Source organism: Stenotrophomonas sp. HMWF023 (assembly GCF_003060985.1).
Taxonomy (GTDB): domain Bacteria; phylum Pseudomonadota; class Gammaproteobacteria; order Xanthomonadales; family Xanthomonadaceae; genus Stenotrophomonas; species Stenotrophomonas lactitubi.
Genome location: NZ_QAIJ01000239.1, coordinates 33,707 through 45,701, shown reverse-complemented (window position 1 = coordinate 45,701; position 11,995 = coordinate 33,707). Strand labels below are relative to the sequence as shown.

The 11,995-nt window shown below is 68.0% G+C and carries 12 protein-coding genes; 9 read left to right on the top strand and 3 right to left on the bottom strand.

What is annotated here, in order from left to right; genetic code table 11:
* Positions 1-162: 162 nt before the first annotated feature.
* Positions 163-1,647, bottom strand: a complete 1,485-nt coding sequence (locus tag DBR20_RS13290; RefSeq protein WP_108266504.1) for an AAA family ATPase — start codon at positions 1,645-1,647, stop codon at positions 163-165.
* Positions 1,648-1,770: 123 nt separating this feature from the next.
* Here DBR20_RS13290 and DBR20_RS13285 point away from each other — a divergent pair, with 123 nt between their 5' ends.
* From DBR20_RS13285 to DBR20_RS13245, 9 genes are all read left to right on the top strand, one after another.
* Positions 1,771-2,400 (top strand): ParA family protein, encoded by a 630-nt coding sequence (locus tag DBR20_RS13285; protein WP_089241732.1) that lies wholly within the window; start codon positions 1,771-1,773, stop codon positions 2,398-2,400.
* A 37-nt stretch (positions 2,401-2,437) separates the two neighbouring features.
* A complete protein-coding gene (locus tag DBR20_RS13280) occupies positions 2,438-2,914 on the top strand; it encodes a histidine phosphatase family protein (RefSeq protein WP_032977995.1) in 477 nt (158 codons plus the stop codon).
* A 4-nt stretch (positions 2,915-2,918) separates the two neighbouring features.
* Positions 2,919-3,536, top strand: coding sequence for a YceI family protein (locus tag DBR20_RS13275; protein ID WP_089241730.1), 618 nt, complete (start codon positions 2,919-2,921; stop codon positions 3,534-3,536).
* Complete coding sequence (locus DBR20_RS13270) at positions 3,533-5,584, top strand: phospholipase D family protein (RefSeq protein ID WP_108266503.1); 2,052 nt, start codon at positions 3,533-3,535, stop codon at positions 5,582-5,584. Before DBR20_RS13275 ends, DBR20_RS13270 begins: the two co-directional genes overlap by 4 nt.
* A 10-nt stretch (positions 5,585-5,594) precedes the next feature.
* Positions 5,595-6,029 carry a hotdog fold thioesterase gene (locus DBR20_RS13265; RefSeq protein WP_108266502.1) on the top strand — a complete coding sequence of 145 codons (435 nt, stop codon included), beginning with the start codon at positions 5,595-5,597 and terminating at the stop codon, positions 6,027-6,029.
* Positions 6,030-6,148: 119 nt separating this feature from the next.
* Positions 6,149-6,940, top strand: coding sequence for a lysophospholipid acyltransferase family protein (locus DBR20_RS13260; protein ID WP_089241724.1), 792 nt, complete (start codon positions 6,149-6,151; stop codon positions 6,938-6,940).
* Between the two features lie 7 nt (positions 6,941-6,947).
* Entirely contained in the window at positions 6,948-7,982 is a 1,035-nt protein-coding gene (locus DBR20_RS13255) for an alpha/beta fold hydrolase (protein WP_108266508.1), read from the top strand.
* Between the two features lie 56 nt (positions 7,983-8,038).
* The gene (locus DBR20_RS13250) at positions 8,039-10,117 is read left to right on the top strand and encodes a tetratricopeptide repeat protein (protein ID WP_108266501.1); all 2,079 of its coding nucleotides are present in this window, start codon (positions 8,039-8,041) and stop codon (positions 10,115-10,117) included.
* Between the two features lie 10 nt (positions 10,118-10,127).
* A complete protein-coding gene (locus DBR20_RS13245; protein WP_108266500.1) occupies positions 10,128-10,739 on the top strand; it encodes a YbhB/YbcL family Raf kinase inhibitor-like protein in 612 nt (203 codons plus the stop codon).
* Positions 10,740-10,849: 110 nt separating this feature from the next.
* On the opposite strand, the gene DBR20_RS13240 is transcribed toward DBR20_RS13245, so the two are convergent.
* Positions 10,850-11,311 (bottom strand): META domain-containing protein, encoded by a 462-nt coding sequence (locus tag DBR20_RS13240; protein ID WP_108266499.1) that lies wholly within the window; start codon positions 11,309-11,311, stop codon positions 10,850-10,852.
* A gap of 168 nt (positions 11,312-11,479) precedes the next feature.
* The coding region (locus DBR20_RS23185; RefSeq protein ID WP_258223354.1) for an META and DUF4377 domain-containing protein at positions 11,480-11,995 on the bottom strand (516 nt) is incomplete at its 5' end.

Sequence of the window (11,995 nt, the reverse complement as noted above, 5' to 3'; positions counted from 1 at the left end):
GGGTGGGTTCGCGGGGGTGTCCGCGGCATGGATGCCGCGGCCAAGCCTCCAGGGACGGATTCACGGCGTCCCCCGCGAATCCATCCCGCCCGACCAAGCGCGGCTTTTGATTCTCGCGGCCAACCAGCAGCCACGAGGGGCTGCGCCGTTCGCAGGAAACCCTCAGTCGTCCGCGGAAACCGTGCGCCCCGACGCCCATTCCCGCAACGCCGCCACCTGTTCGGCCATCAACACCGACAACGGCCGCGTCGCCCGTATCTCACCCATCAGCAGCTCGGTATCCAGCGGCCGGCCTTCGGCATGCGCCGAATACAGCCCCGCCACGATCGCCTGCTCGATCTCCGCACCGGAAAACCCGTTGGCCGCCGCTGCCAGCGCCGGCAGCGCGAAGTCGTCGGCATTGAGCTGGCGCCGCCCCAGATGCAGCCGCAGCAGTTCCACGCGCACATCGGCCGAGGGCAGGTCAACGAAGAAGATCTCGTCGAAGCGGCCCTTGCGCAGCAGCTCGGCCGGCAGCTCGTGTACCTGGTTGGCGGTGGCCACGATGAACACCGGCGCCTTGCGCTCGGCCATCCAGGTCAGCAGGTAGCCGAGCACGCGGCGCGACACGCCGCCATCCTCGCTGCCGGTGGCCAGGCCCTTTTCGATCTCATCCATCCACAGCACGCACGGCGCCAGCTGCTCGGCCGAGGCCAGCGCCTGGCGCAGGTTGGCTTCGGTCTCGCCGTGGTATTTGTTGTACAGCGCGCCCACGTCCAGGCGCAGCAGCGGCACGCCAAAGCCGGCGGCGGTGGCCTTGGCCAGCATCGATTTGCCGCAGCCCTGCACACCCAGCAGCAGCATGCCGCGCGGCGGGTCCAACCCGGCCGGTGCCGAGCCGGCGATGAAGGCGACGCGACGCTGGTTGATCCAGCGCTTCAGCCGGTTGGCCCCGGCCACGTCGCCGAAACGGGCGCTGTCGTGCTCGAAGAACAGGTGGCCGCTGCGGTTGAGCAGCTCGAACTTAAGCCGTGCCAACTGCGGCAGGTCGTCGTCGCGCAGCGCGCCATCGGCATAGATCAGCTGCCGCGCGATGCGTCGCGCATCGACCAGGCTCAGGCCCTGCAGGTTCTTCAGGATCTTCTTGACCGCCTCGCTGTCCACTTCCACCCGGCGTCCGCCGTGTTCGCGTGCATAGGCATCGGCTTCTTCGCGCAGCATCTTCAACAGCGCATTGGCGTCGGGCAGGCGCGGGTTGAAGCGCACCGCCAGGGCTTCCAGTTCGGCCGGCAGCTCCACCTTGGCGCCGATCAGCACCAGCACGTGCGGTTCGCTGTGGCGGCGCTGGATCAGGTCACGCAGCGCGCGCTGGTGGCTGGCATAGCCCAGGTAGGGGTGGAAATCGAGCAGCAGGTACACGCCGCGCTGGTCGGCCTGGCGGATCATCTGCAGTGCGGCGCTGGCGTCGGGCGGGCCGACCGGCTCGTCCTCGCGCTCCAGGTCGATGCGGCGCAGGCCCTCGGTGATCGACCAGCGGTGCAGGGCCCGCCAGACATGCATCAACGTCTGCCGGAACAGCTCGACGATGCGACCCTCATCCTGGGTCTCGACCACGATCAACGGCGTGTTGGCGCGGATCAGTGCGCTCAGGTCCTGCAGTTCGCTCATGGCGGTTCGGTCCTTCGGGGGCGCCACGATAGCAAAGGCCGGGGGCGCTGGTTCAGCACGGCTCTACCTTCCGTCACCATCGGCGGTGTACGCTCGGGGCACGTACCCGGAAGCGAGGCTGGCATGAAGACGATCCTGGTGGCCGGTTCCAAAGGCGGGGTGGGCAAGTCCACCATCGCCACCCACCTGGCCGCGTACGCGGCATTGCAAGGCAAGGCCACGGTGATCGCCGATGCCGACCCGCAGGGCTCCAGCACCCGCTGGGCGCAGCGCCGGGCCGGGCTGGAAAGCGCGGTGCTGCCGATCGACGTGTACCGCAAGAAGCAATGGGCGCAGAAGCTGCCCGACGGTACCGAAACCGTGGTGATCGATGCACCGGCCGGCGCACTGGCCGACGATATCCCGCATTTCCTCGACGCTGCCGATGCCGTGGTGGTGCCGGTGCTGCCCTCGGCACTGGACATCGAAGCCATCGTCGGCTTCCTCAACAGCCTGGCCCAGGTACCGCGCGTGCACAGCCGCAAGCTGCCGGTCGGGCTGGTGCTGAACCGAACCAAGCCCTGGACCCAGACCTCGCAGCAGGCCCTGCAGATGCTGGGTGACTGGCCGTATCCGGTGGTCGCCCAGCTGCGCGACAGCCAGAGCTATGTGGTCATGACCGGGCTGGGTCGCAGTCTTTTCGATTACCGCTCCGCCCAGGTGCGCGAGCACCAGGCCGACTGGGAACCCCTGTTGTCCTGGCTGAAGCTGTAAGAGCCGTAGGTCTCCATCCCTTTATTGGAATCCCGCAATGCGCGAACTGATCCTGCTCCGCCACGCCCACGCCGAACCGGCCACCACCGGCCAGGCCGACCTTGACCGGCCGTTGTCGCCGGTGGGGCTCGCTGAAGCCGAAGCCGCCGGCAAGTGGCTGAAGGAAAACAACCTGCTGCCGGACTGCGTGCTGTGTTCACCGTCGCGGCGAACCCGCGAAACCCTGGAAGCGGTGATGGCGGCCATCGGCTATGTCGAAAAGCGCCTGGAAGACCGCATCTACGAGGCCACCCCGGGCACCCTGGCGGCGCTGGTGGACGAGCGCCGTGATCTGGACCGGGTGCTGATCGTCGGCCACAACCCCGGGCTGGAGCAGCTGGTGGCGCTGATGACCGATGGCACCAGCAGTGATTACCGCGGCATGCCGCCGGGCGGCGTGGCCGTGCTCGGTTTCGCCCGCGAGGCAACGATCGAGCCGGGCGTGGCCAGCCTGAACGCCTTCTGGTGGCCGTGAGCCGATGAGGTTGGCGTTGCCGGGCCGCTGCCTGCTGCCAGTCGTTCTGGCGATCGGCCCGGCCTGGGCCGCTGCACCGCCACCGACCGCGCTGCCGGCGGTCGTGGCCGAGTCGCCGCGTACGCTGCAGCTGGATGTGGTGCGCTCGCAGATCGGTTTCGAAGTCCGCACCCGCTTCGGCCAGCGCATCGAGGGCGTGTTCCCACGTTTCGAGGGGCGTATCGAGGTGCTGTCCGATGGCCGTCACCAGGTCCACCTGAAGATGTTCACCCGCACCGTGGAGATCCCCGGCAAGGAACGCTATACCGGCTGGATGCGCGGCCCCGAGTTCTTCGACGCCGGTCGTTACCCCTTCGTCGAGTTCGACTCGCTGCCGTACTGGCCGGAGACGGTCGCCGACGGTGGCGGCATCGATGGCCGGCTGACCCTGCGCGGCGTCAGCCATCCGGAGACGCTCAAGGTCGAGAAAGCGGAATGTGCCCGACCCGGCTATGATTGCGACGTCGTCAGCCGCGGTACCGTGCAACGAGGCCGGTACGGCATGGACAGCTGGCAGCTTGCCTTGAGTGACCGAGTGACTTTCGTATTGCGTGCACGTCTCAGCGAGGCGTCGAAACCGTGAATCCATTGCTGCGTGTACTGGTGCTGGCAACCGTGTTGCTGGGCAGCGGCTGCGCGTCGCTGTCGCATGCCCAGCGTGATCGCGCCGAGGCGATCGCCGTGCAGGCGCGCTCGACCCAGGTGGATTGCCAGCAGGCCGACCGCTGCGCACTGGACTCGCCCCTGCGGGCCCTGGCCGGCCGGGCGTTCAGCGAATCGACCCCGGAGCAGCCGCGGCACTACGCCACCCTGCTGGACGAGGGCGAAGGCGCGCTGGTCGCGCGCCTGAACCTGCTGCGCAGCGCCACCCGCAGCATCGACCTGCAGACCTACATCTTCGACAAGGACGACAGCGCCCGCCTGGTCATCGACGAGCTGCTGGCGGCGTCGCGACGCGGGGTGAAGGTACGGCTGCTGATCGACCAGCTTTCGGCGATCTCCGACCTGCAGATCCTCGGCGCACTGGCCGGCGCCCACCAGAACTTCCAGCTGCGGGTCTACAACCCGACGTTCGGCAAGGCCCGGCTGAACTACTTCGACTATGCCGGCAGCGTGCTGTGCTGCTTCCGTCGCTTCAACCAGCGCATGCACAACAAGCTGCTGGTGGTCGACGATGCGATCGGCGTGGTCGGTGGGCGCAACTACCAGGACGACTATTACGACTGGGACCGCGAGTACAACTTCCGCGACCGGGACGTGCTGATCGCCGGCCCCGAAGCACGCGCGATGGCGGCCAATTTCGATGCCTTCTGGCGCGCGCAGCGCAGCGTGCCGGCCGAGCGTCTGAACGATGTCGGCCGTACCCTGCTCAAGCAGGGCGTGCCGGTGCTGCCGCCCGCACAGTTCCGCAGGCCCGAGCGGGTGGAGCGGGTCAGCGAGGAAGCGAATGACGTCGACTTCGTCACCCGCTCGTTCGTGGACACCGCCTTGCCGGTCGCCTCGGTGCGCTATGTGGCCGATCTGCCGCGCAAGCATCGCCGCGAGCGCGCCGACGCACCACTGGCCGGGCAGCATGTCACCGAGCCGCAGTTGGATGCACTGATCTCCAGTGCGCAGCACGAAGTGATCCTGCAGACGCCCTACCTGGTGCTGTCCAAGCCGGCACAGAAGCTGTTCCGCGAGCTGCGCAAGCGCCCGCAGCCGCCGCGCGTGGTGGTGTCCAGCAACAGTCTGGCCGCCACCGACAACCCGATCGTGTATGCGCTGTCGTACAAGTACAAGCGGCGCAACATGCGCGAGCTTGGCTTCAACATTTTTGAATTCAAGCCGTTCCCGCTGGATGCCCCGGTCGATTACCGCAACCTGCTGCCCGACCCGATCGCCGCGCCGGGCAGCGATACCGGCCGCAATCCGCTGATCGGTGGCAGCGCGGCAGGCAGCAATGCCGGTGGTGGTGGTGATGTGGTGGCCGCTGCGGAAGCGGGCGAACCGCAGCCGCGGGTGATCCACCCGCGTACCGGCAGTGCGTATGAGAATGCCCGTGCGCGTCGGCGTGCCGCCGGCAGCGAAGTGGAAACCCGCCTGCTGCGGACCGAAACGCGCCCGTCGTTCCTGGGCAGCAAGGCGGTCAACAAGCCGCTGCCGGTCACCCGCAAGGGCGCGCGCATGGGCCTGCATGCCAAGTCGCTGGTGGTCGACCGCCGCATCGGCGTGGTCGGTACCCACAACTTCGATCCGCGCAGCGAGAACTACAACACCGAAGGCGCGGTGATCATCGACGATCCGGCCTTCGCCGAGCAGCTGGCGCAGAGCATCCTGCGCGATACCCATCCGCAGAACTCCTGGACGGTGGCGCCGCGTGCCAAGCCGCCGGTCCTGTCCGGCCTGAACTACAGCGTCGGCAAGGCCTCCGAGGCGCTGCCGATCCTCGACTTCTGGCCATGGCGCTACGCCACCGACTACGAGTTCAAGCCGGGCCCGGACTGCCCGCAGCCACTGCCGCGGCAGAGCGCTGATTTCCACCGGTGCTATGTCGCGGTGGGTGACTTCCCCGAGGTCAACGTCGGGCCGAAGTGGCTGCTGGTGCGCATGCTGACCGCATTCGGCGCCGGCCTCGTTCCCATCCTCTGAAGGTAGCCGCATGACCCAGGTATTCCGCGAAGCCGTTTCCATCGAGCAGCTCAACGCACTCAGCCACAACACCGCCATCAGCACCCTGGGCATCGTCTTCAGTGCCGCCGGCGAAGACTGGCTGCAGGCAACCATGCCGGTGGATGAGCGCACCCGCCAGCCGTACGGCATCCTGCACGGCGGTGCCTCGGTGGTGCTGGCTGAAACCCTGGGCAGCAGCGCCGGCAACCTCTGCGTGGATACCGCCAAGCAGATCTGCGTGGGCCTGGAGATCAACGCCAACCACGTACGCGCCGTGCGTTCGGGGACGGTCACCGGTACCGCGCGCGCGGTGCACGTGGGCCGCAGCACCCAGCTGTGGGAAATCCGCATCGAGGACGAGCAGGGCCGGCTGGTCTGCATCTCGCGGTTGACCCTGGCCGTGGTGGCGGCCGGGCACGGTTGAGCCTTGGCGGCAGCAGTGACGGCGGCGGAACCCAGCGTTCCCCGCCGATGGCCGCCGTCAATGAGACTTATGGCCGAATTCGGCTGGCAGCGATGGCAGCCCTCCGGTATCGTGCGCGGATGACTTCCCCCACTCCGGCCCCCCGCGGCGGCGTGGCGCGTGTGTGCCGTTACCTGTACCGCGTACCGCTGCTGTTGGTCCACATCACCGTGTTCCTGCCGCTGATCCTGATCGGCATGCTTCCGCCATGGGGCGAGCTGCGCGTGGGCGACGATACCTTCGGCGCCAAAGTAGTGAACTGGTGGCAGGGCGGGCTGATGTGGATCTTCGGCTTCCGCCTGTCGCGTGTCGGCCAGCCGCTGCCGGGCGCGGTGCTGTTCGTCGCCAACCATGTCAGCTGGGTCGATATCTCCATCCTGCACAGCCAGCGCATGATGGGCTTTGTCGCCAAGCGCGAGATCGCCAGCTGGCCGGTGGTGGGTTGGCTTGCCGCGCGCGGCCAGACCATTTTCCACCAGCGTGGCAACACTGAATCGCTGGGTGGGGTGATGCAGGTGATGGCCGATCGCCTGCGCGCCGGCAAGGCCGTCGGCGTGTTCCCGGAAGGGCGTACCCGTGGTGGCCACGACGTTGGCCCGTTCCACGCGCGCATCTTCCAGGCGGCAGTCGAGACCAGCGTGCCGGTGCAGCCGGTGGCGCTGGTCTATGGCGTGCGCGGCGATGCACAGACCATCGTGGCCTTCGGCCCGGGCGAGAGTTTCTTCGCCAATTTCCTGCGCCTGCTCGGTGAGCCGGCGCGGCATACCGAAGTGCATTTCCTGGAGCCGATCGGCACCCAGGACCTGGAAGGCCGTCGGCGCATCGCGGAAACCTCGCGCGCGCGCATCGTGGCGGCCATGAGCGGGGACTGAGGCCATGGTGGCCGTTTTTCCGCCACCGACCCTCGACGCTGATGCGCCGATGCTCACCGCGTCCGACTATCAGCCGCCGCGCTGGCTGCGCAATCCGCACCTGCAGTCGATGCTCAGCTCCAGCCGCATGCGCCTGCAACGTGGGCTGCTGCTGCTGGCCGCCACCGGCGCGGTCAGCGAGGAGCTGATCCTCGATGGCGGTGAGGGTGTGCGCCTGCAGGGCTGGCACAGCCATGTCGAAGGGCGTGAACCGCGTGGCATCGCCCTGTTGCTGCACGGCTGGGAAGGCAGCGCCGAATCCAGCTACATGCGCATGGCAGCTGCCCGCATGCTGGAGCAGGGGTTCGACGTGGTGCGGCTGAACTTCCGCGACCATGGCAACACCCATCACCTCAATCCCGGCATCTTCCACTCCAACCTCATCGACGAAGTGGTGCATGCCGCTGGCGATGTCGCCCAGCGCTGGCCCGATCTGCCGCTGGTTGCGGCCGGCTATTCGCTGGGTGGCAACTTCGTGCTGCGGCTGGCCCTGCGCGCGCCGGCCGCGGGCGTGCCGCTGCAGCACGTGGCCGCCGTCTGCCCGGTGCTGGACCCGGGGCTGACCATGGAGAACATCGAGAACGGCCCGGCGATGTACGACTGGTATTTCCGCCGCAAGTGGGCCGGTTCGCTGCGTCGCAAGCGCGATCTGTTCCCCGAACTGAGCGATTGCGACGACCGCGTGCTGAACCTGGACATCCGTTCGCTGACCGCCTGGCTGGTCGAACGGCACACCACGTTTGGTTCGTTGCAGGCCTATTTCGATGGCTATTCCATCGCCGGCAACCGCCTGTCCACGCTGCAGGTGCCTGCTGACATCCTGATGGCGCAGGACGATCCGGTGATCCCCTACGCGACCTTCCGCGATTGGCAGCTGCCGCAGCAGGCGCGGCTGGAAACCGCCTGCTGGGGCGGCCACTGTGGCTTCCTGGAAAACTGGCGCGGAGATGGTTTCTCCGAACGCTGGGTCGCACAGCGTCTGCGGCGGGTCCTGCCGGGCTGAACCGGCACCGGCGCGCGGCCCGCTACAATGCGGGTTTGACCTTGAACCGGACGGCCATGCAAGACCAGATCCTCCAAGCGTTGCGCCAGAACGATGCCGGCCAGGCCGTGCAGCTGGCCCAGGCGTGGACCCGTGACGAACCCGGCAAGGCCGAGGCCCACCGCTGGCTGGCGCTTGCGCTGCAGCAGCAGGGCCAGGCCGAGGCCGCAATGGAGGCGCTGCAGCAGGCGCTGCAGCTGGCTCCCGATGACGCGCAGCTGCACCTGCAGCACGCCGGCCTGCTGCTGGCACTGCGCCAGTTCGAGGGGGCCGATGAAGCCCTGCTGCGCACCACCGGGCTGGACCCCAACGCTTTCCCCGCCTACCTGATGCAGGCGCACCTGGCTGTAGGTCGCAACGATTTCGACGAGGCCCAGCGGCTGTCGACCCTCGCATCGCGGCTGGAGCCGGACCATCCGGAACTGCTGACCATCGATGGCATGGTCGCGCTGCGTCGTGGCGACGCCGACCGCGCGCTGGCCCTGCTGTCGGCGGCCAGCCAGGCGCTGCCGGACGATACCCGCGTGCTGTACGCACTGGGCTTTGCCTATCTGGGCAAGGACATGCTGGCGTTCGCCGAGCAGGCGTTCCGTCGCGTACTCGCGTTGAACCCGAAGATGTCTTCGCTGCACGGCATGGTGGTGCAGCTGGCATTGCGCCAGGGCAACGTCGAGGCCGCCGCCGAGGCAATGCAGTTGGCGCTGCAGCAGCCGGAGCTGGACGTGCCGCCGATGCGCCGCCTGGCCGGCGAGCTGGCACTGCGCAGTGGCCAGCCGCTGCAGGCGCTGGAGCATCTGCTGCCGCTGCTGCAATCGCTGCAGGGTGAGCGCCAGGTGCTGCAGCTGCTGCTGATGTCCTGGCAGCGCCTAGGTCGCGAAGATGAAGCCCGTGCACGTCTGGATGACGCGCTGGAAAGCAACGACCAGCTGCATGACCTGTGGCTGGCGCGACTGGCCGTGGAAGACGTCGGCAGTGCCGGCGCGGTGGCCACCGTGGAGCGCTGGATGGCAGCGATGCCCGGCCACCTGCCGGCGCTGGAAGCGCGCATGCGCCTTCATGACATGGCCGGTGAACACGAGCAGGGCGAAGCCATCGCCGAGCGGATCACCACCCTGGAACCGGGCCGCGTCAGCGGTGAAAGCCGTCGCGTCGAGGGTCTGCTGCAGCGTGACCCGGCCGCCGCCGTGGAGCGCGTGCAGGCCTTGATCGCGCAGGCACCGGAGGGACACCGCGCCGATCTGCGGACCTGGCTGGGCGAGATCCAGGATCGCGCCGGGCAGCCGGATGAAGCGCTGCGTACGTGGATGGCGCTGCAGACCGACCAGGCCTCGCAGCGGCTGCCGCTGCCGCCGCAGGCCAAGGCACCGCCGAGCTGGCCGGAGATGGCCAGCATCGATGAAGCGACGCGCGACAGCGGCTCGGCACCGATCTTCCTGTGGGGCGCTCCGGGTTCGGGCGTGGAGCGGGTGGCAACCGGCCTGGCCGCTGCCAGCCCGGTACTGCGCAGTGATCGTTACACCGCCAATCCACCCGACGATGCCTTCCAGAACTACAACACGCTGCAGGACCTGGCGTCGGGCGTGCTGAGTCCGGAACGGCTGGTCGAGCGTTGGCGCGAGAACCTGCAGACCCGCGGCCTGGAAAGCGACACCGTGATCGACTGGCTGCTGTGGTGGGACAACGCGCTGTTGTGGGCATTGCGCCCGCAGCTTCCGCAGGGTCGCCTGCTGCTGGTGCTGCGCGACCCGCGCGACATGCTGCTGGACTGGGTCGCCTATGGTGCCGCTGCACCGCTGGCGATGACCTCGATGGCCGAAGCCGGCCAGTGGCTGGTGCGTTCGCTGACCCAGATCGCCGCACTGCACGAGGAGGATCTGTATCCGCACGTGCTGCTGCGCATCGACGACATCGGCAACGATGCACATGCGATGGCCGACCTGCTGGGCCGCGTGTTCGGACGTCCGATGCCGCCCGCCGCACAGCTGGGCGCGCCGCGCCTGCCTGCCGGCCACTGGCGCAAGTATCGCGACGTGATGGGCGCCGCCTTCGCCCAGCTCACCCCGGTCGCGGTGCGATTGGGTTACCCGGAAGAGTGAGGAGCATCAGATGCAACTGAGCAGTCACAGCCTGGTCAACGCTGCGCCGATCGACCGTGAGTTTGCCGCCGGCGATGCCAACGGTTTCGCCCCCGACCGCAACCCGCACCTGGCCTGGAGCGGCGTGCCCGACGGCACCCGCTCGTTCCTGCTGGTGTGCGTGGACCCGGACGTACCGACAGTGCCGGAGACGGTCGGCCGCGATGACATGAGCGTGCCGCGTGACCAGCCGCGCGGCGATTTCGTGCACTGGGTGATGGCCGACATCCCGGCCTCGGTGCAGGAGATCGCCGCGGGCAGCTGCAGCGATGGCTTCGTAGTGAAGGGCAAGACCGCGCCGGCCGGCCCGGCCGGCAGCCGCCAGGGCCTGAACGATTTCACCGGCTGGTTCGCCGGCAATCCGGACATGGCCGGTGACTACCTCGGCTACGACGGCCCGTACCCACCGTTCAACGACGAGCGCGTGCATCGCTACTTCTTCCGCGTGTTCGCGCTGGATGTGGCCACGCTGTCGTTGCTGGAGCGCTTCACCGCCGCCGATGCGTACCGCGCCATGCACGGCCACGTGCTGGCCGAAGCGGCGCTGCACGGTACCTACACGTTGAACCCGGCATTGGCCTGACACCAGGCTTCGGGTAGTGCCGGCCGCAGGCCGGCATGCGCTGTACGTGGCAGCCGGCCAGCGGCCGGCTCTACCCATCAACGAAGAAGGGCGGCCAGTGGCCGCCCTTTTCATTTCGCCGGCAGCGGCGCGGGTTTGAATATCGCCGTGTCGCCATGCACGTTGCGCAGGACCAGGCTGCCGTTGTCGTCCAGTGCGAGCGTCGGGGCCGGCCGGCCATTGACCAGTGTGCTGGCACGCCGTTGCTGCTCGGTAACCTCGGCGCGTATGCAGCCGGCAGTGGTAACAACCCCGTTCTCCAGAATCAGCCGGTCGCCCTGCAGCTGATACTGGCTGCTTGCGTAGTTGCACAGGTTCAACTCGCTCATGTAGCCGGGTTGGAAGCGCAGGGTGTACGGCTCACGGCCGCTGACGAACAACGCGTCGATGCGCTTGCCCTGCGCGTCGGTGGCGCGTGCGAGCTGCCACAGATGGGCTTCAAGCTGGTCGGTGGTGGGTGTGCTGGCGGCGTATGCACTGCTGCCACTACCGATGGTCAGCAACGCCAGTGCGAGCATGTACGTCCGTTTCATGTCGGTCTCCCTGATGCATGTGGGTAGTGCCGGCCGCTGGCCGGCATGTTCCGTATGTCGCCGGAGCTGTGTGCAGCAGCCGGCCAGCGGCCGGCACTACCCCACAACGAAGAAGGGCGACCTCGCGGCCGCCCTTCAAGAGCCAGCCGACCAGCAGTCGGCTCTACATCACTTCTCGATGGCCGACTCGACCACCATGTCCAGCACGTACGCCTGCGACGGCGCATCGGCCGGCGGGTTCTTCACTTCGTAGCGCTTCACACGCACCACGTTGCGCACGCCGTCTTCGTGGGTGTAGCCCTCGATGCTGCCGTAGAAGTTCTCGAACGCGCCCGGCTCACCCTGCTTCAGGCCCTTGTCGTCGAACTTCACTTCGCGCACCTGCAGGCACTGGTAATCCGGGATCAGCGGGTGCGAGCACTTCTCGGTCTTCGCTGCCACTTCCAGGAACACGGTCTCGCCGGCGCCGCCATAGCGGGTTTCGGCGGTCGGTTCCGGGTTGAACACCAGCACGTCGCCCTTGGCGGTGGTCAGGGTCAGCACGCCGTTGGCGTCCTGTTCGGCCTTCAGTTCGCCCTGCAGGCGGCTGGAGACGGCTTCGTCCAGCGCCATCAGCGCCTTGTCGGTGCAGGCCATCATGGTCGAGGCCATGGCGCTGACGCTCAGCTTGCCGTCGGCCAGGGT

Bases quoted from the DNA above. Each gene is read 5' to 3' on its own strand.
- DBR20_RS13285 (WP_089241732.1), top strand. From the start codon at position 1,771: ATGAAGACGATCCTGGTGGCCGGTTCCAAAGGCGGGGTGGGCAAGTCC.
- DBR20_RS13240 (WP_108266499.1), bottom strand. From the start codon at position 11,311: ATGAAACGGACGTACATGCTCGCACTGGCGTTGCTGACCATCGGTAGT.
- DBR20_RS13250 (WP_108266501.1), top strand. From the start codon at position 8,039: ATGCAAGACCAGATCCTCCAAGCGTTGCGCCAGAACGATGCCGGCCAG.
- DBR20_RS13280 (WP_032977995.1), top strand. From the start codon at position 2,438: ATGCGCGAACTGATCCTGCTCCGCCACGCCCACGCCGAACCGGCCACC.
- DBR20_RS13265 (WP_108266502.1), top strand. From the start codon at position 5,595: ATGACCCAGGTATTCCGCGAAGCCGTTTCCATCGAGCAGCTCAACGCA.
- DBR20_RS13260 (WP_089241724.1), top strand. From the start codon at position 6,149: ATGACTTCCCCCACTCCGGCCCCCCGCGGCGGCGTGGCGCGTGTGTGC.
- DBR20_RS13290 (WP_108266504.1), bottom strand. From the start codon at position 1,647: ATGAGCGAACTGCAGGACCTGAGCGCACTGATCCGCGCCAACACGCCG.
- DBR20_RS13275 (WP_089241730.1), top strand. From the start codon at position 2,919: ATGAGGTTGGCGTTGCCGGGCCGCTGCCTGCTGCCAGTCGTTCTGGCG.
- DBR20_RS13245 (WP_108266500.1), top strand. From the start codon at position 10,128: ATGCAACTGAGCAGTCACAGCCTGGTCAACGCTGCGCCGATCGACCGT.